Here is a 22064-nt window from a genome sequence, read left to right as displayed (position 1 = left end):
CTCATTAGGTCAAGCCTATTTTCTGTGCCCGACCCACCGACCCGCGCTAGACTCCCCCCATGACGAAGCCCAGGCCCGACAGCGACACCCACCCCCCCCCCCCCCCCCCCCCCCCCCCCCCCCCCCCCCCCCCCCCCCCCCCCCCCCCCCCCCCCCCCCCCCCCCCCCCCCCCCCCCCCCCGCACCCACCCTCCCGAGAGCCCCCCGAACACCCCCGAACACCCCAGAACCCCAACAGCCTTACCGCACCGCGACGAACGCCTCCGCACCGCGCTCCGCCCGCTCCCGCGGCGCCTCCGCCGGCCGGCCGACCGCCACGGCCCCCATCGGGTCCCAGCCGTCCGGCAGGTCCAACGCCTCCCGCACGGTGTCCCGGCAGAACATCGTGGACGACACCCACGCGGAGCCGTAGCCCTCGCCGGTGAGCGCGACCAGCAGGTTCTGTACGGCCGCACCGACCGCCACCGTGAACATCTCCCGTTCGGCGGCGGCCCGCCGCGCGTCCGGGTAGTCGTGCGAGCCGTCCATCACGAGGCAGGGCACCACCAGGTAAGGGGCGTCGCGCAGCACGTCGCCGCGGGCGGTGCGGCGGGCGATCCGGGCGTCGTCCCAGCCGTCGAGTTCGCGCAGGTCGCGCTGCCAGGCGGCGAGCATCGCGTCGAGCAGGCCGACCCGCGCCTCGGCGGATTCCAGCAGCACGAACCGCCACGGCGTGGTGTGGTGCGGGGCGGGCGCGGTGACGGCGGCGGCGACCGCGCGCCGGACGGCGCCCGGGTCGACGGGCTCGTCGGTGAAGGAGCGGACGGTGCGCCGCAGCGTGACGGCCTGCCGCATCGCTTCGGAGGTGCCGAGCCGGAACATGTCGTTGGCGGCGCACCGCACCAGCGCCCGGGCGCCCTCGCCGTCCTCGTCGGTGACGAGGTGTCCGAGCCCGCGGACGATCGCGGCCGGTACGCCGGTGGCCTTGCCCTTCACCAGGTCGGCGGCACCGGCGAGTTCGTCGGCGGTGGCGGTGATGGTGAGGGCGAGCTCGTTGCCGTGGCTGTCGGTGCGCCCCCGGTGGTCCTCCAGGGCGGGCAGCCCGGCGGCGCCGATGGCGACGTCGGTGAGGCCGCTGCGCCAGGGGCGGCCGAAGGTGTCGGTGACGAGGACGGCGAGCCGGCGGCCGGTGAGTTCCTGGAGCCGGGCGCGCAGGGCCCGCGCCGAGGCGTCCGGGTCCTCGGGCAGCAGCAGGATGGTGCCGGGCGCGGTGTTGGAGGCGTCGACTCCGGCGGCGGCCATGACGAAGCCGTTGCGGTTCTCGACGATGCGGGCCCGGCCGCGCCGGGCGACGACCCGGACGGTCTCGGCGTCGATCGCGGCCTCGCGGTCGGCGGCGTGCTGCAGCCGGCCCTCCGCCTTGCTGACGATCTTCGAGGTGACGACCAGGATGTCGCCGTCCTGGTAGCTGCCGGCCTTGGCGAGCAGGTCGGCCAGGTCGGCGCCCGCCTCGATCTCGGGGATGCCCTCGACGCCCAGGATCTGCAGGGTCATCGGCGGACCTGCTCGGCCAGCGCGAGCGCGGCGCGGGCCATCTCGGCGGTGGCGTCGACGTCGGTCATGAGCAGCGGGACGGCCCGGCAGGCGATGCCGCCGGCCTCGACGGCGGCCACGGCCGCCTCGTCCACGGTGTCGACCAGCCAGCCGTCCAGGAGTTCCGAGCCGTAGTTGAGCGCGACCGCGTCCGCCGTCGCCTCGACGCCGACCGCGGCGAGCACCTTGTCGGCCATGCCGCGCACCGGCGCCCCGCCGATGACGGGGGAGAGGCCGACGACGGGCGCGGGCGCGGCGGCGACGGCCTCCCGGATGCCGGGGACGGCGAGGATGGTGCCGATCGAGACGACCGGGTTGGACGGCGGGAACAGGATGACGTCGGCCTCGGCGATGGCGTCCAGCACGCCGGGCGCGGGCTTGGCGGTGTCCGCGCCGACCGGGATGATCGCCTCGGCGTCGACGGCGGCGTGCAACCTGACCCAGTACTCCTGGAAGTGGACCGCCCGGGTGCCCTGCTCGTCGGTGATCCGCACGTGGGTCTCGACCCGGTCGTCGCTCATCGGCAGCAGCCGCACGCCCGGCTGCCAGCGCACGCACAGCGCCTCGGTGACCTGGCTGAGGCTGTACCCGGCGGCGAGCATCTGGCTGCGGACGAGGTGGGTGGCGAAGTCGCGGTCGCCGAGCCCGAACCACTCGGGGCCGACGCCGTACTCCTTCATCTCGGCCTTGATGGACCAGGTCTCGTCGGTCCGGCCCCACCCCTGCTCCTCGTGGATGCCGCCGCCGAGGGTGTACATCACGGTGTCGAGGTCCGGGCAGACCTTGAGGCCGTAGAGGTGGATGTCGTCGCCGGTGTTGCCGATGACGGTGATCTCGTCCTGCGGGCCGATCGCCGCGCGGAGTCCGCGCAGGAAGCGCGCCCCGCCGATTCCGCCTGCCAGTGCCACGATGCGCATGGGGTCATCCTGCCACGGCCGGACGGTTCGTCAGTCCGCGTTCAAGGGGGTCTGCGCGTGCTGCTCGGGGACGGCGGTGGTGGTGCCGTACTGGGTCATCGCGGTGAGGCCGGGGGTGTAGAGGTGGATGGAGACGGCGGGTTCGAGCGCGCCGTTGACCACCTCGTGCAGGTACCCGGGGGAGAACACCCGCTGCCCGCCCGGGCGCAGCGCCCGGGCGCCCTCACCGGCGTGGGTGAGGGAGCGTTCGACCAGTTCGCCCTCGACGACGGTCATCACGCCGGAGGAGTCGCCGTGGTCGTGGAAGCCACTGCTCTGGCCGGGCAGCCAGCTGAGCAGCCAGACCTCGTAGCCGGGGCCGGTCTCCAGCCGGGCGTACCAGCGGGTGAGGGCGTCGTAGCGGACCAGCGGCTCCCAGCGGGCGCGGTCGGCGGCGATCTCGCGGACCAGCCGGGCGTACTCGGCGACGGTGGTCGGGTGCTCCGGCAGGTCGGTGCGGGTGAGGTGGGGGAAGGCGAGCGGGTCACCGGCGATGGAGACGTCGCTGAGCCCGTCCGCCCAGCGGAGGGCGGTGGCGGCGGCGGGGGCCCGGTTGAGGCGGGCGAGCTTGTTGCGGTCCCGGTTCCGCTTGCGGATGCGGATCATGCGCACGGGTTCGTCCTCGGAGGTCGCGGCTGGTTCGGCGGGGAGCAGCCGCTGCCGGGATGTCCTGGGGACGGGGATCGCGGGCGGCCTCTGTGCTTCCTGGGGGCGGCGCGCGGTGGGACGCGGGCGCCTAGATACAGCAGGAACAGAGGCGACAACAGGAGTTCACGGCACGGCGGAGGGCGGAACCGCTCCGGGGGCTGGTGAACTCTGACATGGGGGAAAGGAGACCGCATTCGCGGGCCGGTGTCAAACGGAGGGGATGCGGCATTCGAGCGGATTCGGTCCGGATGTGTCCGGATGGGGTGATTCATCACCCTCTATGTTTCGATGGGAAGATCGCCGGGAAGGCAGGCCGATGACCGGCCTGTGACCGTGACTGTGTGTCACGCTGTGGCGGGGTGTTGACCGTTCGATCCCGTCCGAGGCTTTCGGGCTGAAGGTCCGTTGTGTCCGGATATGCACACTATTCGTAACGGCTTGGTGCCGGGGAGTGAATCCTGGCCCCAATACCAGAGCTCGGCTTGACTGAGCCAGAGTGACGCAACTGTAATTTCACTCGTGTCGTCGAGCCGCACCAGGCCACGGCACCTACGGGGACGCCAAGGTAGGGGCAGAGGAGGCGCGCCACATGAGCGAGCTCTTTGAGCTGTTGATCGGTGACGGCATCGCGGAAGAGGAGGAAGAACTCGGCTGGCAGGAGCGCGCGTTGTGCGCCCAGACCGACCCCGAGTCCTTCTTCCCCGAGAAGGGCGGCTCCACGCGCGAGGCCAAGAAGGTCTGCCTCGCCTGCGAGGTCCGCTCGGAGTGCCTGGAGTACGCCCTCGCCAATGACGAGCGCTTCGGCATCTGGGGCGGCCTCTCCGAGCGCGAGCGCCGCCGGCTCAAGAAGAGCGCGGTCTGACCGGACCGCTGTACGAGCGCCTCACCGCGACGGTGGGGCGCTTTCGTGCGTCCGGGCCCAGGGCCTGTCCGGCGGTCGCCGCCCGCCCCCGCACCGGCACCGCGCACGAGGCGGCCACCCGGAGCCGTTAGTGTGGTGCGCCATCCGGTTGCCGTTCACCGGCTGTGTCCACCGAGAACTGGGGCCCGCGCACTCGATGACCGTCTACAGCCACCAGAGCGGCTTCACCGCTTCCAGGCCGCCCGCCTATCCGCGCCACCTGGTCACCGCCGTGATCGTCTCGCACGACGGCGCCCGCTGGCTCCCGCAGGCCCTGGCCGGCCTGCTCGGCCAGGACCGCCAGGTCCAGCGCATCCTCGCGGTCGACACCGGATCCACCGACAACTCCCCGCAGTTGCTCGCGGACACCCTCGCCGACTGGCTGCCGGAGAGCGGCCCGACCGTCCTCGGCCGCCGGGCCGGGTTCGGCACCGCCGTCGCCGAGGCCGTCTTCAACAGCCCGCCGCTGCGCCCGGAGGACCTCCCGTACCGGCTCGACCCCTCCGGCTACGACCCGGTCACCGGCGGCTGGGACGACTTCGGCGACCCGCTCGCCCAGGAGGACGTCCTCGGCCGCGGCGGCCCGCGCGAGACCGAGCCGGTCGAATGGCTCTGGCTGCTGCACGACGACTGCGAGCCGCAGACCGACGCGCTGCGCCGCCTGCTCCAGGTCGCCGACTCCACCCCCAGCGCCGCCGTGGTCGGCCCCAAGCTGCGCAGCTGGTACGACCGCCGCCAGCTCCTGGAGGTCGGCGTCACCATCGCCCGCTCCGGGCGGCGCTGGACCGGCCTCGACCGCCGCGAGCAGGACCAGGGCCAGCACGACCAGGTCCGCCCGGTGCTCGCCGTCTCCAGCGCCGGCATGCTGGTGCGCCGGGACGTCTTCGAGGAGCTCGGCGGCTTCGACAAGGCGCTCCCGCTGATGCGGGACGACACCGACTTCTGCTGGCGGGTCAACGCCGCCGGCCACCGCGTCGTGATCGCCCCCGACGCCGTGCTGCGGCACGCCGAGGCGGCCAGCCGCGAGCGCCGCGCCATCGACTGCGGCCCCGCCCACCCGCACCGGGTGGACAAGGCCGGCGCCGTCTACACCCTGCTCGCCAACTGCCGCGGCGCGCTGTTCCCGTACGTCCTGCTGCGGCTGGTGCTCGGCACGCTCCTGCGGGCCGTCACCAACCTGCTCGGCAAGGACCCGCGCCAGGCGGTCGACGAACTCGCCGGCCTCGGCCACGAACTCGTCCGGTTCCCCCGGGTGTTGGCCGCACGCAAACGCCGCGGCCGGACCAGGGCCGCGGACGCCCTGGACGACCGCTCGCTCTTCCCCGCGCCCGGCGCCACCACCCGGCTGGCCGTCGAGGGCGTGGTCGGCTCGCTCGGCATCGGCGGCGGCGACGACGCCGGCAGCCGGCACGGCTCGGTCGAGGCCGGCGGCGACGAGGACTCCGAGGACCTGGTCGTCGAGCAGTTCACGCTGGTCAAGAAGCTCGCCCGGCGCCCGGCGCCGGTGCTGTTCGCCGCGCTGCTGGTGTTCGCCCTGGTCGCCTGCCGCGGCCTGCTCGGCGGCGGCGAGCTGTTCGGCGGCGCCCTGCTGCCCGCCGCGGACGGCGCGGGCGGACTGTGGTCGATGTACGCCGACGCCTGGCACCCGATCGGCACCGGCTCCACCGCCGCCGCCCCGCCGTACCTCGGCGTGCTCGCGGTGCTCTCCTGGGGGCTCTTCGGCCACGCCGACCTCGCGCTCACCCTGCTCGTCCTGCTCACCGTCCCGCTCGCCGCCGTCAGCGCCTACCTGGTGTCCCGGCCGCTGCTGGACTCCAAGGTGGTCCGCGCCTGGGCCAGCGCCACCTACGCGCTGCTGCCCGCCGCCACCGGCGCGCTCGCCCAGGGCCGGATCGGCACCGCCGTCCTCGCCGTGCTGCTGCCGCCGCTGGCCCGCGCCGCGGCGATCGCGGCCGGCCTCGGCATCCGCCAGGAGAGCGCCGCCAAGGGCGTCCGCCCCGGCTGGCGGCCGGTCTGGATGACCGTCCTGCTGCTCACCCTGGCCACCGCCTTCGTCCCGCTGACCTGGGCGCTCGCCGTGCCGCTGTGCCTGGCGACGCTGCTGGTCGCGGTGCTGCGCGGCGGCGCCCTCGGCTCCGGCGGGACGGCGCTGCGGCTGCTCGGCCTGCGCGTCCTGGTGATCCTCGCGGTGCCGGTCGCCGTCCTGGCGCCGTGGTCGCTCAAGGTGCTGTCGCACCCGACGTCGCTGCTGCTGGAGGCCGGGCTGCCCGGCCTGCACGGCGCCGGCGCGAGCGCCGCCGGACTGCTGCTCGTCAACCCCGGCGGCGCCGGCGTGCCGCCGGTGTGGCTGTCGGCCGGTGTGGTCCTCGCCGCGCTCGCCGCGTTGCTGCGCGCCGACCGCCGCCGCGCGGTGCTCGCCGCCTGGGGCGCGGCCGGCGCCGGCCTGGTCTTCTCGGTCGCGGTGGCGGGCACCTCCGTCACCCCGGCCTCCGGCGGCCCGGCGGTGCCCGCCTGGTCCGGCCCGGCCACGCTGATCGCCGGGATCGCCCTGCTCGCCGCCGCCGCGATCGGCGCGGACGGCGCCAACGCCCGCGTCGCCGGGATCGCCTTCGGCTGGCGCCAGCCGGTCGCCGCCCTGGTGGTGGCCGCCGCCGTGCTGGCCCCGCTGGGCACCGGCCTGTGGTGGGCGGTCACCGGCGCCGGTGGCCCGCTGCACCGCGGCCAGAGCAGCCAGGTGCCGGCCTTCATCGCCGAGGAGGCGGGCACCAGCGACCGGGCCCGCACCCTGGTCGTCACCGGCGACAAGGGCGGCGGCGCCGTCCGCTACACCGTGCTGCGCGGCGCCGGCCTGACCCTCGGCCAGGCCGAGTCCACCGTCGACCCGGCCACCGGCACCCAGGACGGCCTGAACACGATGGTCGGCAGCCTGCTGGCCGGCTCCGGCGCGGACCAGGCGAAGGCCCTGGCCGGCTACGGCATCGCCTACGTGCTGGTCCAGCAGCCGGTGATCGACACCTACAAGGACGTCCTCGACACCACCCCCGGCCTGGTCAAGGCCAACCAGGACGGCGACTCCGCGCTCTGGCAGGTCAACGGCGCCGCCGCGGTCCGCGCGGTGATCACCGCCCCGGGCGCTCTCCCGGTGGTCGTCCCGGCCGGGGCCCGCGACCTCACCGGCACCGTCCCGGCCGGCCCGGACGGCCGGGTGCTGCGCCTGGCCGAGTCCGCCGCCCCGGAGTGGAAGGCCACCGTCGACGGCACCGCCCTGGAGCCGACCACCGTCGACGGCTGGGCCCAGGGCTTCAAGCTCCCGGCGGCCGGCGGCAAGCTGTCCGTCACCCGGGAGGGCAGCCTCGTCCACACCGGCTGGATCTGGGCCCAGGTGCTGATCGGCCTCACCATCCTGGTGCTGGCCCTGCCCGGCCGCCGCAGCCACAAGGACGACGACCTGCCCGAGGACGTGGTCGCCGCCGCGGCGCTGGCCGCCGCCGCCGAGAAGCAGGCCCCCGCCCCCGGCAGCCGCCGGGCCCGCCGGATGGCCGAGCGCGGCGAGGGCGAGGGCGGCGAGGGCGGCACCGAGGAGCCCGGGGTGTACGAGGGCCGGCCGGCGCCGGTCCCCGCGCAGCCCGCGGGCGAGCCGGTCACCGAGGCCGTCGAGGCGGCGGCCGCCGCCCAGGTGGCCGAGCCGTACGCGGACCCGTACCAGACGTACCAGCAGGCCGACCCGTACAGCTACGACCAGTACGCCGCCCAGCAGCCGCCCGCCGCGCCGTACGGCGGCCAGGGCTACGACCCGTACCAGCAGCAGACGTACCCGCAGCAGGGCTACGACCCCTACCAGCAGCAGGACCAGCAGCAGTACGGCTACGACCAGCAGTACCAGCAGCACAGCCAGCAGCAGGCGCAGGGGCACCAGCAGCCGTGGGTGCCGGGGCAGCAGCAGGGCGAGCACTACTACGACCCGAACGACCCGAGCGGCACCGGCCACTCTTCTACGAACTACCGGCCGCACCAGCACGGATCGGGGAGCTGACCCGCGATGAAGAAGCCCGCATTCCGGAAGAAGTCCGGGCCCGCCGCCGACCCGGCCGGCGAGGCCTACGACCCCGCCGCCGCGGCGCCGGCCGCGCCCGCCCGGGACGACCGGCCCGCCGGCCGCACCGGCGGGACGAGGACCACGCAGTCCCTGCTGGCCGCGGCCGTCGTGGTCGCCGCGGTGTTCGGCATCGCCGAGACGCGCCCGCCGGCCGCCCCGGCCAAGGCGGACGGCGGCACCCCCGCCACCGCGCAGGTCGAGCGGACGGCGGCGGTCTGCCCGCAGCCGCTCCAGGGCCTGACCGGCTCGACCAGCCTCACCGCCTACACCCCGCCCGGCACCGGATCCGCCACCGGCGGCGCCGGCTGGCTCTCCGACGCCGCCGCGCCCGCCACCCCGCCGACCGCCGGCGCCTCGGCCCCGGCCACCCCGGCGCCGACCGGGTCCGCGACCCCGGCCCCGGCCGGGGGCGCCCCGGCGGGGGAGAAGGCACCGGCCGACGCGAGGCTGACCCTGGCCAAGCCCGGCACCCCGGCCACCGGCCCGGCCGCCAACGGCGACGCCGCGCCCGGCACCGGGGCCGTCGCCACTGGCGCCCTCGCCCCCGGCTTCACCGTCACCCAGACCACCGTCGTCACCGAGCAGCGCGGCCAGGGCCTGTCCGGCCTCACCTGCACCCCGGCCGGGACCAGCTTCTGGTTCGCCGGGGCCAGCACGGCCGGCGACCGGGTCGACTACCTCAGCCTGGTCAACACCGAGGCCACCGGCGCCGTCGTCGACATCAAGCTGTACGGCGACAAGGGCCTGATCGAGAACGACGCCTCCAACGGCATCGCCGTCGCCCCGGGCAGCTCGCAGTCCATCCTGCTGCCGACCATCAGCAAGGGCGCGGTCACCGACCTCACCGTGCACGTGGTGGTCCGCGCCGGCCGGATCGGTGCCGCGCTGCACGCCGCGGACGGCAACAAGGGCGCCGACTGGATCCCCGCCTCGACCGAGCCCGCGCCCACCCAGGTGCTGCCCGGCCTGCCCGCCGACACCTCCGCCGCCCGCCTGGTGGTCTGGGCCCCGCCGGAGGACGACGCCGACCTGAAGATCCAACTCTCCGGCAAGAACGGCTGGTTCACCCCGGCGGGCAACGAGACGATCCACGTCAAGGCCGGCCAGGTGTCCGCCGTCGACCTCGGCAAGATCACCCGCGAGGAGGTCGCCGGGCTGCGGCTGTCGCCCAGCGACGACAAGCACGCCACCCCGGTCGTGGCCGGCCTGCGGGTCGACCGCACCGGCTCCAACGGCAAGAGCGACGCGGCCTGGCTGACCGGCAGCGCCCCGGTCGGCGCCCGCGCCACCGTCGCCGACAACCGGGCCGGCGCCTCCACCCTGTTCCTGACCTCCAGCGGCGACGCCGCCACCGTCAAGGTCACCGCCTCGGCCGGCAGCGGCGGCGGCACCCCGGCGACCAAGGACGTCCAGATCCCGGCCGGCGGCACCGTCGCCCTCCCGGCGCCCGAGCCCGCCGGACTGAACGGCAGCTTCGCGCTCACCGTGGAGACCACCTCCGGCGGACCGGTGGTCGCCGCCCGGATGCTCGCCATCCCCACCAAGGACGTGCCGATGTTCACCGTCCAGGCGCTGCGCGACGACCACAGCACCGTCAAGGTCCCGCAGGCCGCCCAGGACCCGGGCGTCGTCCTGCGCTGACCGCGAGAACGCGCCGAAGGGGTGGCACCCGCGTGGTGCCACCCCTTCGGCGTCGCTCAGTCCTCGTCGTAGCGCGGGTCGATCGCGTCCGGCGACAGCCCCAGCAGCTCGGCGACCTGCTCGATCAGGATCTCGTGCACCAGCGCCGCGCGGTCCTCCCGGGTCTTCGCCCGGATCTCCACCGGCCGCCGGTACACCACGATCTGGCTCTTGCGCCCCTGCGCGCCCGGCGACACCCGCCCCAGCGGCACGCCGTCCTCGGCGTCGGCGCCGTCCGGCTCGTGCAGCGGCACCTCCTGCACGGCGAACTCGACCTCGATCAGCTGCGGCCAGCGCCGCTCCAGCCGCTCCACCGACTCGCGCACGTAGTCGTCGAACAGTTCGGAGCGGGTGAGCGAGATCGGCACCTGGGGCGGCGCGAGGGGGCCGCGCAGCCCCCTGCCGTGCCGGTCGCGGTGCCGCGGGCGGCGCGAGGGCCCTGTCGATGGCTGCGGTGCGGAGCTGTCCATATCACTGCCGAGCGTAGTCCTTGGACGGACGGAAGTGGACCGTTCCGAACGGGAATCGCCGGGGGCGGCGGCGCATCCGCCGGCGCGCGGGGGGCGACACGGCACACCCTCCGGACAGGCGGTCTTCGCGCCCCGGCGGGGAGTGCGGTACCGTCCACCCTCGTGAGCTCTGTACGTCGTTGTTCGCGGACCGCATGCGGCCGACCGGCCGTCGCGACGCTGACGTACGTCTACGCGGACTCCACCGCCGTGCTGGGCCCGCTCGCCACCTACGCCGAGCCGCACTGCTACGACCTGTGCGCCGAGCACGCCGAGCGCCTCACCGCCCCGCGCGGCTGGGAGGTCGTCCGGCTCGCCGCCGAGGCCGGCCCGCTGCGCCGCAGCAGCGACGACCTCGAAGCCCTCGCCAACGCCGTCCGCGAGGCCGCCCGCCCGCAGACCCCCCGTCAGGGCCGCGCCCCCGAGGGCGAGTCCACCGAGGGCGGCCGCCGCGGCCACCTCCGGGTGCTGCGCTCGCCCGACAACTGACGCCCGACGCGTAGCGGAGCGTTCGCCCGGCCCGGGTACGCTGCCGGTCTACCGCCACCTCGGCCCGTCCACCGGACGGGTGGTGGCCCGACGTGACCGACCAGTACAGAGACCAGGTGGAGCCGCAGTGCGCGACCTCAAGCAGCTCGTGAAGGCGTACGACGTGCGAGGCGTCGTCCCGGACCAGTGGGACGAGAGCCTGTCCCGGGCCTTCGGTGCCGCGTTCGTGCAGGTCACCGGCGCGACCGCGATCGTGGTCGGCCACGACATGCGCCCCTCCTCGCCGGCGCTCACGCTGGCCTTCGCCGAGGGTGCGGCCGCCTACGGCGCCGACGTCGTGCAGATCGGCCTCTGCTCCACCGACCAGCTCTACTACGCCAGCGGCAAGCTCGACCTGCCCGGCGCGATGTTCACCGCCAGCCACAACCCGGCCCAGTACAACGGCATCAAGCTCTGCCGGGCCGGCGCCGCCCCGGTCGGCCAGGACACCGGCCTGGCCGAGATCCGCGAGCTGGTCGAGTCCTGGACGGGCGAGGACGACACCGTCACCGTCCCGGCCAAGGACGTCAAGCTCGGCACGCTCTCCACCCAGGAGACCCTGCGCGGCTACGCCGACCACCTGCTGGGCCTGGTCGACCTCACCGCGATCCGCCAGCTCAAGGTCGCCGTCGACGCCGGCAACGGCATGGGCGGCCACACCGTGCCGACCGTCTTCGACGGCCTGCCGATCGAGCTCGTCCCGATGTACTTCGAGCTGGACGGCACCTTCCCCAACCACGAGGCGAACCCGCTCGACCCGAAGAACCTCGTCGACCTGCAGGCCAAGGTCCGCGAGGTCGGCGCCGACCTCGGCCTCGCCTTCGACGGCGACGCCGACCGCTGCTTCGTCGTCGACGAGCGCGGCGAGCCGGTCTCCCCGTCCGCGATCACCGCGCTGGTCGCCGCCCGCGAGATCGCCCGCGCCCAGGCCGCCGGCGAGGCCGAGCCGACGATCATCCACAACCTGATCACCTCCTGGACCGTCCCCGAGGTGGTCCGCGAGCTCGGCGCCACCCCGGTCCGCACCCGGGTCGGCCACTCCTTCATCAAGCAGGAGATGGCCGTCACCGACGCCGTCTTCGGCGGCGAGCACTCCGCGCACTACTACTTCCGCGACTTCTGGCGCGCCGACACCGGCATGCTGGCCGCGCTGCACGTGCTCGCCGCGCTCGGCGGGCAGGAGGGCACGCTCTCCGCGCTGACCGCCGAGTACGACCGCTACGCCGCCTCCGGCGAGATCAACAGCACCGTCGCCGACCAGGCCGCCAGCACCGCCGCCGTCCGCGCCGCCTACGCCGGCCTGGAGGGCACCTCCGTCGACGAGCTGGACGGCCTCACCGTGGCCGGCCCGGACTGGTGGTTCAACCTGCGCGCCTCGAACACCGAGCCGCTGCTGCGTCTCAACGTCGAGGCCAAGGACCCGGCGAAGATGGCCGAGCTGCGCGACGGCGTGCTCGCCGTCGTCCGCGGCTGAGTTCGCGGCCCGAGTCAGCGGCCGAGTCCGCCGGGTCTCGGCAGAGGCCCCGAGTGCCCCGGCCGGTAGGGTTGCCTATCGGCCGGGGCACCTCCGTGCCACCCCCCGAACCATGGAGAGCCCCATGAAGCTCGAACCCTTCCTGCTGGAGATCCTGGTCTGCCCGCAGTGCCGCGCCGCGCTCACCGAGGGCGGCACCGAGGAGCAGCCCGAGCTGCTCTGCACCGGCGCCGACTGCGGCCTCGCGTACCCGATCCGCGACGGCATTCCGGTCCTGCTGGTGGACGAGGCCCGCCGGCGCGCCTGATCCTTAGGCGCGAGACCTCGGGGCCGACGCCCCGACCCGCCAGCCCAGCGCTCCCAGGACAGCAGCCGGAGGCCCGCCGCATGCTCGACGACACCCTGCTCGACGACCCGGCCGCCCTCCAGCGCGCCGACCACGACCGCGCCCTGCTGGCCCTGGCCGGCGCCGGCGCCCGGGTCCGCACCGCGCTGCGCGAGGCCGACGCGGCCGGCCTGGAGCGGCTGCGCCCGGACGGCCGCCCGCGCGCCGTCCTGGTCGCCGGCCACGGCAGCGCCCTGGCCGCCGGCGAGATGCTGGCCGTGCTGGCCGGCACCGGCAGTCTCGTCCTCCCGCTGCCGCCGTCCGAGGCGGCCGCCCCGCGCGCCGACCGGGCCGGCACCCCGCCCGCCTTCACCGCCGGCCTCGGCTGGCAGCTGCCCGGCTGGGCCGGCCCGCTCGACCTGCTCGTGGTCAGCTCCGCGGCCGGCGGCGAGCAGGGCCTGATCGCCCTCGCCGAGCAGGCGTACGCGCGCGGCTGCGCCATCGTCGTCACCGCCCCGGTCGGCAGCGCGCTGGCCGAAGCGGCCCTGCAGGTGCGCGCGCTGCCGCTGCCGTACGTGGCCTCGGCGCTGCCGGAGGAGGCCCCGCCGGCCGCCCCGGCCGCCGAGCCGGACCTGCCGGCCGAGGACCCGGCCGCGCTCTGGTCCCACCTCGCGCCGCTGCTGGCGCTCGCCCAGAAGATCGGGCTCACCCAGTTGCCGTACGACGCGCTGCCCGGTCTCGCCGACCTGCTGGACGCCGCCGCCGTGCGCTGCCGCCCGGACGCCGCCGCGTACACCAACCCGGCGAAGGGCCTGGCCGCGCGGCTGGCCGGGACCGTCCCGCTGCTCTGGGCCGAGGGCCCGATCGCCGGGGCGGCCGCCGACCGGTTCGCCGCGCAGCTGGCCGACCGGGCCGGCCGCCCGGCGCTGGCCGGGCCGCTGCCGCAGGTGCTCACCGCCCACCGCGGCATGTTCACCGGCCAGTTGGGCGCCGGCGCGGACCCGGACGACTTCTTCCGGGACCGGGTCGAGGAGCCCGATCCGCTGCACCTGCAGGTCCTGCTGCTGCGGCACGCGCCGAGCACCGGGCCGGCTCCGGGGGCGAGTGCGGCCTCGGCGTCGGTTTCGGCTTCGGGGGAGGAGTCGGACGGCCCGGTCGAGCTGCCGGAGGACGACGAGCGCCCGCGCAGCTTCGGCGTCAGCCGGGCGCACCGGCTGGCCGCCGCCCACGACGTCCGGCTGACCGAGTACGCGAGCACCCGGCCGGACCAGCTGCACGCGCTGGCCGACCTGGTCGCGCTGACCGACTTCGCCGCCGTCTACCTCGGGCTCGCCGCCGCGCACTCCTGAGGCCGCTGCCGCTACGTTGTGGTGCATGAGCACAGAGGGTGGGACAAAAGCACTGGTGGCGGCGCTGTCCGCGAACCTGGCGATCGCGGCGGCGAAGTTCACCGCATTCGGCTTCACCGGGTCCTCCTCGATGCTGGCCGAGGGCGTGCACTCGGTGGCCGACTCGGGCAACCAGGTGCTGCTGCTGGTCGGTGGCAAGCGGGCGCGCCGGGCGGCGGACGAGGAGCACCCGTTCGGGTACGGCCGCGAGCGCTACGTGTACGGCTTCCTGGTGGCGATCGTGCTCTTCAGCGTCGGTGGCCTGTTCGCGGTCTACGAGGGCTGGCACAAGGTCCGCCACCCCGAGGCGCTGGACTCCTGGGGCTGGGCGGTCGGCGTGCTGGTCTTCGCCATCGCGATGGAGGGCTGGTCCTTCCGTACCGCCGTGCACGAGTCGGCGCAGGTGAAGGGCAACCGCAGCTGGGTGCAGTTCGTCCGCACCGCCAAGGCGCCCGAGCTGCCGGTGGTGCTGCTGGAGGACACCGGCGCGCTGATCGGCCTGGTGCTGGCGCTGTTCGGCGTCGGGCTCACCGTGATCACCGGCGACGGCGTCTGGGACGGCGTCGGCACGTTGTGCATCGGCGTCCTGCTGGTGCTGATCGCCGTGGTGCTCGCGCTGGAGACCAAGTCGCTGCTGCTCGGCGAGTCCGCCGACCGCGAGTCGGTGCGGCGGATCCGTACGGCCCTGGTCGACGGGGAGGCCGTCACCGGGGTGATCCACATGCGCACCCTGCACCTGGGCCCGGAGGAGCTGATGGTCGCCGCCAAGATCGCGGTCAACGCCGAGGACAGCGCCGCCCGGGTGGCGGCCGCCATCGACGCGGCCGAGGAGCGGGTCCGGGCGGCCGTGCCGATCGCCCGGGCGATCTACCTGGAGCCCGACGTCTACAGCGCCGAGAAGGCCGCCGCGGGCGAGGACCCGGCCGCCACCCCGGGCGGCCCCGGGCCCGCGCCGCTCCCCTCCTGACCGCCGTCGCACGGTGATCGTTCCGGGACGGAAATCGCTCATCGGCGGCCCCCCGGCCGGGCCACCGGTGTAGATTCGTCACCAGAGCCAGAACGTCGCTGCTGATGGCGGTCGATCGCTGCCGCGTGCCCGTAGGGTGTGCGCCGGTCGAGGGAGAGAGGTCCTCCGACGGTTTGTGCTGCGCAGCGGGGAGCCGACCCGATTCCGGGCCCGGCCGTTCCGGCACGTCCGTGCACCCGCACGGGGGAGCCGCGCTGCGAGGCACACCGGACCTTGGCCGTGCCCCACCCCATCAGCGAGGAGCAGACGCATGTCGACCGACATCACCGGTGACTTCAAGGTCGCCGACCTTTCCCTGGCGCCGTTCGGCCGCAAGGAGATCCAGCTGGCCGAGCACGAGATGCCCGGCCTGATGGCGATCCGCAAGGAGTACGCCGCGTCGCAGCCGCTGGCCGGCGCGCGCATCACCGGCTCGCTGCACATGACCATCCAGACCGCGGTCCTGATCGAGACCCTGACGGCGCTCGGTGCCGAGGTCCGCTGGTGCTCCTGCAACATCTTCTCCACCCAGGACCACGCGGCCGCCGCCATCGCGGTCGGCCCGGAGGGCACCCCGGAGAACCCGCAGGGCGTGCCGGTCTTCGCCTGGAAGGGCGAGACCCTGGAGGAGTACTGGTGGTGCACCGAGCAGGCGCTGACCTGGCCTGACGGCAAGACCCCGAACATGATCCTGGACGACGGCGGCGACGCCACCCTGCTGATCCACAAGGGCGTCGAGTTCGAGAAGGCCGGTGCCGCTCCGGACCCGTCCACCGCGGACAACGACGAGTTCCGGATCATCCTGGAGCTGCTGAACCGCACCCTCAAGGACACCCCGAACAAGTGGACCGAGGTCGCCGCCACCATCAAGGGCGTGACCGAGGAGACCACCACCGGTGTCCACCGCCTGTACGAGATGCACCGTGACGGCAAGCTGCTGTTCCCGGCCATCAACGTCAACGACTCGGTCACCAAGTCGAAGTTCGACAACAAGTACGGCTGCCGCCACTCGCTCGTCGACGGCATCAACCGCGCCACCGACGTCCTGATCGGCGGCAAGGTCGCGGTCATCTGCGGCTACGGCGACGTCGGCAAGGGCAGCGCCGAGTCGCTGCGCGGCCAGGGCGCCCGCGTCATCGTCACCGAGATCGACCCGATCTGCGCGCTGCAGGCCGCGATGGACGGCTACCAGGTCGCCACCCTGGACGACGTCGTCGAGATCGCCGACATCTTCATCACCACCACCGGCAACAAGGACATCATCCTGGCCTCCCACATGGAGCGGATGAAGCACCAGGCCATCGTCGGCAACATCGGCCACTTCGACAACGAGATCGACATGGCCGGCCTGGCCAAGCTCCCCGGTGTCGTGAAGACCGAGATCAAGCCGCAGGTCCACGAGTGGCGCAAGGCCGACGGCCGCACCATCATCGTCCTCTCCGAGGGCCGCCTGCTGAACCTGGGCAACGCGACCGGCCACCCGTCCTTCGTGATGTCCAACTCCTTCGCGAACCAGACGATCGCCCAGATCGAGCTGTTCACGAAGACCGAGCAGTACCCGATCGGCGTCTACGTGCTGCCGAAGCACCTGGACGAGAAGGTCGCCCGCCTGCACCTGGACGCGCTCGGCGTGAAGCTGACCGTCCTGAGCCAGGACCAGGCCGACTACATCGGCGTCCCGGTCGAGGGCCCGTACAAGGCGGAGCACTACCGTTACTGATGCGGTGACGTCCGTACGCCGGTGGCCGGCACCCCTGGACGGGGTGCCGGCCACCGGCGCGTCCGGGCCCGTCCGTCAGTGCAGGCCCTCGCTGGTCCAGGCACCCTCGTCGGCGTCCGTGAGGTGCACCAGGTCCAGCAGACCGACCAGACCCCCGTACCGGTCGATCGTGGGGACGCTGTCGGGAACCGCCGTCGCGCAGTACACGCGGCCCCGCTCGTGCCGGCACTCGGAGGTGGGCAGGTGCTCCGGCGGGACCAGGTCGTCCGGAGCCACCACGATCTCGGCCCGCGCGTCCCCGACCGCCAGGACGATCCTGGCGGCCCAGTTCGGCGAGCGGGGGGCGCGGTCCAGCCTGGCCGAGTACGGCCGCACCGCCGCCGGGAGCGGGCCCAGCCGGACCGGCAGCGGGATGCTCCGGGTCTCGTAGACGACGCTGGACGCGATCCGCAGGATGTCGGCGTCCGGGATCGCGGCCTCGGCGTAGTGCGAGGCGTCGAGCTGCGCCCACCGGCCGCTCGCGGTCAGCCAGCGCAGGACCCGGCGGCTGGTGTCGTAGCGGGTGTTGGTCGGGTGCTCCACCCAGTACGCCGTCCGGCCGTCGACCGGGGGCGCCGGGACCTTCGCCTCCGCCGGGCCGTTCACCTCGCCCGGCAGGGATGTGAGCAGGGCCGGTTCGGGGCCGGCGGCGCGCAGGTAGACCTGGACGTTGCGCCCGCTCGTCCCGGTGCCGACGGCGCCGATCGAGGATGCCTCCGGGCCCGACGCGAAGCTGATGCCCTGTTCGCGGTCCGCCCAGTCGGGCAGCCAGCCGAACCGCAGCTCGGGCCGCAGCAGGTCGTCGGCGTCCGGCCGGGAGGCGGTCGACGACGGCGTGGGCGCAGTGGCCGGGGCGGTGACGGCGGCCGGCGGCAGGGCCTGGGCGGCGCTCCCGTCCGGCTGCAGCAGCGCCCCGAGGCCGACGGTGAGCGCGGTCGCGGCGGCCACCGCGCCGATGGCGGCCCGCCGGCGGCGGCGCAGCCGGGCCTGTCCGGCGGTGACGGCCGCGGCGACGTCGAACTGGGCCGGCGGCGCGAACTCCTCCGTCAGGGCCGTCAGGCGGGTGGTCAGATCGTTGTGGTCGATGCCGGTCATGACGTCCTCTCTGCCACGGGGGGATGAGCGACGAGGGCGCTGCGCAGCGCTCCCAGGGCGCGGGAGCTCTGGCTCTTCACGTTGCCGGAGGAGCAGCCCAGGGCCTCGGCGGCCTGATCGATCGACAGGTCGCAGTAGTAGCGGAGCACCACGGTGGCCCGTTGCCGGGGCGGCAGGTCGGCCAGTGCCCGGCGCAGGTCGAGGGAGACGTCCAGGTCGAGGGTCGCGGTCGCGACGTCCGGCTCGACGCCGGTGCGGATCGTCCGGCGCCACCAGGGAGTGCGCTGCTCGGCGAGGAAGGTGTTGACCAGGATTCGGCGGGTGTAACCGTCGAGGTTGGTGGCCCGACTGGCCTTCGCCCAGTGCACGTACAGCTTGGTGACCGTCTCCTGGACCAGGTCGTCGGCCCGGTGCCAGTCCCCGCACAGCAGATAGGCGACCTTCCGCAGCCAGCCGCTCCGGGTGGACACGTACTCCGTGAACTCCGCGTCGCGCGTCTGCTTCGCCATCCGCACCCCCTCTCGTCGTGGTGGCGGCGCGTTCCCCGCACCGTCCGCCTCCCTGATGCGGCCACCGGCCCGGAACGTTGCACGCGGGTGCGCACGTAGGCTTCGGGCATGCCCAACGGCCGGTACTCGCTCCACGACCCGCACGACCACGCCCCGCTCGGTGAGGAGCGCTTCAGCTGCGCGCCCGGTGCGGCCGGCTGGCGGTACGTGTCCAAGACCTACGCCCCGGACGGCCGGGTGCTCGGCGGCCTCGACCTCACGCTGGACTCGCGCGCCCGGCCATTGCGGATGGAACTGCGGGCGGGCGGCTGGCAGGTGCGCGGCGGCGCCGTCGACGGGGTGGCCTGGGTGCGCGCCGACGCGGCCGACCCGGGCGGCGAGCAGGCGGTGGAGGGGCACGACCGGGCGCACGCCTTCACCGGGCGCTCGCCCGCCTTCCTGGTCGCCACCGCCCGGCTGCTGCGGCTGGCGGAGGGGGCCAGCGCGCGGGTGCGGCTGGTCGGGTTCAGCGAGCCGGTGCTGGCGCCGCGCACCCTCGACCAGGGGTGGCTGCTGGAGGGCGTCGACCGGCACGAGACGGACTCGGGGCCGCTGCTGGTCGAGCGCTACCAGGTCGCGGACCTGGAGACGGGGGAGCAGCAGGTCGTGCACCTCGCGGGGGACGTGGTGCTGGCGGCGGCGGGGATGGAGCTGGAGGAGCTGGAGTCGCCGCCGAACGCGTGGCCGGTGGACTTCGGGGAGTAGGCCGCGCGGGGCGACCGGGGTGGGCCCGGGCCCGGTGGGGCCGCGGGTCAGGACGGCGGCGCGAAACCGGCGTCGGGGACCGGGGCGGCGGCGGGCTTCTGCAGGGACGTCGGGGTTGCGGCTGTGGCTGTGGCCGCGGGGGCCGCGACGGGGGCGGCTTCCGGTGCGGGTGCGGGCGGGGCGCTCGGCGCGGGCGGGGCGACGGGGACGGGCGTCGGCGCGGGGGCTGCGGGGGTCGCGGGAGCCGCGGGGACGCCGAGGACGCGCAGCGGGCGGTCGTCCGCCGCCGTCTGCGCCTGCATCTGGTGCATGTACTGCCTCTGCTGCACCTGCTGCATGTGCTGCATGTGCTGCATCGCGGCCCGGGCGGCGAGCTGCTGCTGCTCCTGGACCCGGGTCCACTCCCGGCGCTGGCGCTCGGTGAGCACCGCGCCCAGGTACGCCGCCGGGTGCACGCCGGGAGGTATCGGGAGGCTGGTCCGCTCGGCCAGCTCCGCGGCCAGCTCGATGGACATCCGCTGCATCACCGCCTGGTCCAACTCGCCGATCCGGCCGAGCAGTTGGCGGATGGACAGCCAGAGGGGCTCGGGCACCGGGGAGAGGTCCATGGCGATCAGGTCGTGGCCCATGGAGTGCAGCAGGTGGGGGTGCACCGGCGGCAGCGGCGAGGTCGCGCCGCCCCCGTCCGGGGTGCGCTCGCGGATGACCACCGTGCCGGCGAAGACGTCGCCGAGCCGGTTGCCGTCCTGCCGGACCGCGGAGGTGATCATGGCCGGGCAGCCGGTGAACGCGATCAGCTCGAAGAAGCCGACCAGCCCGCGCACCAGCGAGTGCCGGAACCGCACCGGACCGCCGTCGACCCGTACCACCCGGAGTCCGAGCGCGGCCTTGCCGAGCGACCGCCCGTTGCTGAGGGTCTCGACCATCACCGGCACGCCGACCAGGAAGAACACCATCAGGCCGAGTCCGACGGCCGCGAGCGCCGCCCGGTCGAGGCCGACCAGGGCGACGCTCAGCGCGAGCGTGACCAGCAGCAGGGCGGCGAACTCCACGAGCAGGTCGAGCGCAACCGCCAGCGCCCTGCTCGGAAGCTTCGCCGTCTGCAGGTCGAGGACGACGGCCTCACCCGTCACCAGGTCGCTCAAGACACCCGTCCGTTCACGTTCATGGAGCTCGTACGGCCCACTCATGGAGATCGCCGGGGGCGGCACGCGGTCACGGGGTGGGACGACGGCCGGATCGGCCCCCACGACCCGCCCTCCGCGCTCCCTCCACCCTCCGCAGTCTGATCCGCAGCCGCAAACATACGGGGCCCGACGGCCGCACGGGAAGTGAGATCCCGGCGACCACGGGACCGGCGGCGCCTGGCATGCTGGGCCGCACGTGCCCGTACGTACCCGCCTGCCCGCCTGCCGCGCGTGCGCGCCCGCGCGCCCCGCCGACCATGGAGTCGCCGAATGGACCTGGACGTCTTCGTCGCCACCCACCAGGGGGAGTGGGCCAGGCTGGACGCCCTGGCCAGTCGGCACCGGCTCAGCGGGGAGGAGGCGGACGAACTCGTCGCCCTCTACCAGCGGGCCACCGGTCACCTCGCCAAGGTCCAGGCCGCCGCGCCCGACCCGGCCCTGATCGGCCGACTGACCAGTCTGGTCTCCCGCGCCCGCAGCGCGGTGACCGGCGCCCGCAGCAACGCCTGGCAGGACGTCGCCCGCTACTACACGGTGAGCTTCCCGGCCGCGCTGTACCGCTCCCGCCGCTGGTGGGTGCCGATCGCGGTGCTCTCGCTGATCGGCACCGTGCTGATCGCCTGGTGGGTGGGGACCCACCCCGAGGTCCGCAACAGCCTCATCGCCCCCGACACGCTGCGGGAGATGACCCGCCCCGGCGGGGAGTACGAGGCCTACTACTCGGACCGGCCGGCGAGCTCCTTCGCCGCCCAGGTCTGGACGAACAACGCCTGGGTCGCCGTGCAGTGCCTGCTGTACGGCATCGCGCTCGTCCCGGTGATCGTCGTGTTGTGGGGCAACGTGTTCAACCTCGGCCTCGGCATCGGGCTGATGGCCTCCGCCGGCCGGCTCGACATCTTCCTGGGCCTGCTCATTCCGCACGGCCTGCTGGAACTGACCGCCGTGTTCGTGTCCGGCGGCCTCGGCCTCCGCCTCGGCTGGACCATCATCGACCCGGGCCCGCGCACCCGTGGGGCGGCACTGGCGGAACAGGGCCGCTCGATCATCGGCATGGCGATCGGCCTGGCGACCGTGCTGGCCGTCTCCGGAATCCTCGAAGCCTTCGTGACGCCGTCCGGACTGCCCACGTGGGCCCGCATCTCCATCGGCGCGCTGGCGGAGGTGGCATTCCTCCTCTATGCCTTGGTGCTGGGCCGAAAGGCCGCCGCCGGCGGGGAAACCGGCGACCTGGTCGAGGCCGACCGGGCGGACCTGCAGCCGGTCGCGGCGTGAGTCGATGTGATCAACAGGCCGCTGACCTGCTACTCTTCTCGCATCCCGACCAAACCATTGACGTGGCGACGGTGGGCTAGTAGGTTTGAACGGTTGGGAGCGACTGGACAACGGTCGATCCCGGGCGTTAGTGTCTACGACACCGCCGAATCGAGGCGAGCGCGTTTCACGAAATGCGCGCCCTCCGACGAAGCAAATCCCGCGGACTGAGCACAACGAAAGCTTTGATAAGCTTCGGAGCGAAGTTCGAAGGAAATCCCCCCAGTGGGAATTCGGAAAAACGGGGCCGTTAAGAACGGCCGCGAGGATCTGATAAGCTGGAAACACGAAAGAACGAAGCGCCCGGAGGGCTCGCTGGAAGGCGGCTCGAAGGAAGCGTCCGTTCCTTGAGAACTCAACAGCGTGCCAAAAGTCA

The 22064-nt window shown here is 74.3% G+C and carries 19 protein-coding genes; 11 read left to right on the top strand and 8 right to left on the bottom strand.

The window, feature by feature from the left end:
* Window positions 1-240 precede the first annotated feature (240 nt).
* Genes ACPC54_RS41005 through ACPC54_RS40995 form a run of 3 tightly spaced genes read right to left on the bottom strand, consistent with a single transcriptional unit; the run spans window position 241 to window position 3140 of the window.
* On the bottom strand, window positions 241-1533 hold the full coding sequence (locus ACPC54_RS41005) for a coenzyme F420-0:L-glutamate ligase (RefSeq protein WP_498972692.1): 1293 nt from the start codon (window positions 1531-1533) through the stop codon (window positions 241-243).
* Window positions 1530-2489, bottom strand: coding sequence for a 2-phospho-L-lactate transferase (gene cofD, locus ACPC54_RS41000; protein ID WP_498972690.1), 960 nt, complete (start codon window positions 2487-2489; stop codon window positions 1530-1532). Before cofD ends, ACPC54_RS41005 begins: the two co-directional genes overlap by 4 nt.
* Before the next feature lie 30 nt (window positions 2490-2519).
* Window positions 2520-3140, bottom strand: a complete 621-nt coding sequence (locus ACPC54_RS40995) for a cysteine dioxygenase (protein WP_498972688.1) — start codon at window positions 3138-3140, stop codon at window positions 2520-2522.
* 625 nt (window positions 3141-3765) lie between these two features.
* Between ACPC54_RS40995 and ACPC54_RS40990 the strand changes: the two genes are divergently transcribed.
* The 3 genes from ACPC54_RS40990 (at window position 3766) to ACPC54_RS40980 (ending at window position 9814) form a co-directional block, all read left to right on the top strand.
* Window positions 3766-4038, top strand: coding sequence for a WhiB family transcriptional regulator (locus tag ACPC54_RS40990; RefSeq protein WP_063349134.1), 273 nt, complete (start codon window positions 3766-3768; stop codon window positions 4036-4038).
* Between the two features lie 196 nt (window positions 4039-4234).
* Window positions 4235-8110: a glycosyltransferase family 2 protein gene (locus ACPC54_RS40985; RefSeq protein ID WP_498972685.1), complete on the top strand. Its 3876-nt coding sequence runs from the start codon at window positions 4235-4237 to the stop codon at window positions 8108-8110.
* 6 nt (window positions 8111-8116) lie between these two features.
* Window positions 8117-9814: a DUF5719 family protein gene (locus ACPC54_RS40980; protein ID WP_498972684.1), complete on the top strand. Its 1698-nt coding sequence runs from the start codon at window positions 8117-8119 to the stop codon at window positions 9812-9814.
* Window positions 9815-9870: 56 nt separating this feature from the next.
* On the opposite strand, the gene ACPC54_RS40975 is transcribed toward ACPC54_RS40980, so the two are convergent.
* Window positions 9871-10323, bottom strand: coding sequence for a metallopeptidase family protein (locus ACPC54_RS40975; RefSeq protein ID WP_498972683.1), 453 nt, complete (start codon window positions 10321-10323; stop codon window positions 9871-9873).
* A gap of 162 nt (window positions 10324-10485) precedes the next feature.
* Between ACPC54_RS40975 and ACPC54_RS40970 the strand changes: the two genes are divergently transcribed.
* From ACPC54_RS40970 to ahcY, 6 genes are all read left to right on the top strand, one after another.
* A complete protein-coding gene (locus ACPC54_RS40970; RefSeq protein ID WP_280686050.1) occupies window positions 10486-10851 on the top strand; it encodes a DUF3499 domain-containing protein in 366 nt (121 codons plus the stop codon).
* Window positions 10852-10978: 127 nt separating this feature from the next.
* Window positions 10979-12364, top strand: coding sequence for a phosphomannomutase/phosphoglucomutase (locus ACPC54_RS40965; protein ID WP_498972681.1), 1386 nt, complete (start codon window positions 10979-10981; stop codon window positions 12362-12364).
* A gap of 124 nt (window positions 12365-12488) precedes the next feature.
* Window positions 12489-12671 carry a Trm112 family protein gene (locus tag ACPC54_RS40960; protein ID WP_498972679.1) on the top strand — a complete coding sequence of 61 codons (183 nt, stop codon included), beginning with the start codon at window positions 12489-12491 and terminating at the stop codon, window positions 12669-12671.
* An 80-nt stretch (window positions 12672-12751) separates the two neighbouring features.
* Window positions 12752-14038: an SIS domain-containing protein gene (locus ACPC54_RS40955; protein ID WP_498972677.1), complete on the top strand. Its 1287-nt coding sequence runs from the start codon at window positions 12752-12754 to the stop codon at window positions 14036-14038.
* A gap of 25 nt (window positions 14039-14063) precedes the next feature.
* Window positions 14064-15044, top strand: coding sequence for a cation diffusion facilitator family transporter (locus tag ACPC54_RS40950; RefSeq protein ID WP_498972675.1), 981 nt, complete (start codon window positions 14064-14066; stop codon window positions 15042-15044).
* Between the two features lie 310 nt (window positions 15045-15354).
* Window positions 15355-16803 (top strand): adenosylhomocysteinase, encoded by a 1449-nt coding sequence (gene ahcY, locus ACPC54_RS40945; RefSeq protein ID WP_498972673.1) that lies wholly within the window; start codon window positions 15355-15357, stop codon window positions 16801-16803.
* Window positions 16804-16878: 75 nt separating this feature from the next.
* On the opposite strand, the gene ACPC54_RS40940 is transcribed toward ahcY, so the two are convergent.
* Window positions 16879-17937 carry a hypothetical protein gene (locus ACPC54_RS40940; protein WP_498972671.1) on the bottom strand — a complete coding sequence of 353 codons (1059 nt, stop codon included), beginning with the start codon at window positions 17935-17937 and terminating at the stop codon, window positions 16879-16881.
* Entirely contained in the window at window positions 17934-18446 is a 513-nt protein-coding gene (locus ACPC54_RS40935) for a SigE family RNA polymerase sigma factor (protein WP_498972669.1), read from the bottom strand. Before ACPC54_RS40935 ends, ACPC54_RS40940 begins: the two co-directional genes overlap by 4 nt.
* Before the next feature lie 108 nt (window positions 18447-18554).
* Here ACPC54_RS40935 and ACPC54_RS40930 point away from each other — a divergent pair, with 108 nt between their 5' ends.
* Window positions 18555-19190: a hypothetical protein gene (locus tag ACPC54_RS40930; RefSeq protein ID WP_498972667.1), complete on the top strand. Its 636-nt coding sequence runs from the start codon at window positions 18555-18557 to the stop codon at window positions 19188-19190.
* A 47-nt stretch (window positions 19191-19237) separates the two neighbouring features.
* On the opposite strand, the gene ACPC54_RS40925 is transcribed toward ACPC54_RS40930, so the two are convergent.
* The gene (locus ACPC54_RS40925) at window positions 19238-20335 is read right to left on the bottom strand and encodes an RDD family protein (protein ID WP_498972665.1); all 1098 of its coding nucleotides are present in this window, start codon (window positions 20333-20335) and stop codon (window positions 19238-19240) included.
* Between the two features lie 312 nt (window positions 20336-20647).
* Between ACPC54_RS40925 and ACPC54_RS40920 the strand changes: the two genes are divergently transcribed.
* A complete protein-coding gene (locus tag ACPC54_RS40920) occupies window positions 20648-21649 on the top strand; it encodes a stage II sporulation protein M (protein ID WP_498972663.1) in 1002 nt (333 codons plus the stop codon).
* 134 nt (window positions 21650-21783) lie between these two features.
* Here the strand turns inward: ACPC54_RS40920 and ACPC54_RS40915 are convergent.
* Window positions 21784-22064: hypothetical protein (locus tag ACPC54_RS40915; protein WP_498972661.1), on the bottom strand; the 281-nt coding region annotated here is incomplete at its 5' end.

This window comes from Kitasatospora sp. NPDC094028 (assembly GCF_049543595.1).
Taxonomy (GTDB): Bacteria; Actinomycetota; Actinomycetes; order Streptomycetales; family Streptomycetaceae; genus Kitasatospora.
The sequence above is the reverse complement of the archived record's forward strand: the minus strand, read 5'-3'. Positions and strand labels throughout refer to the sequence as shown.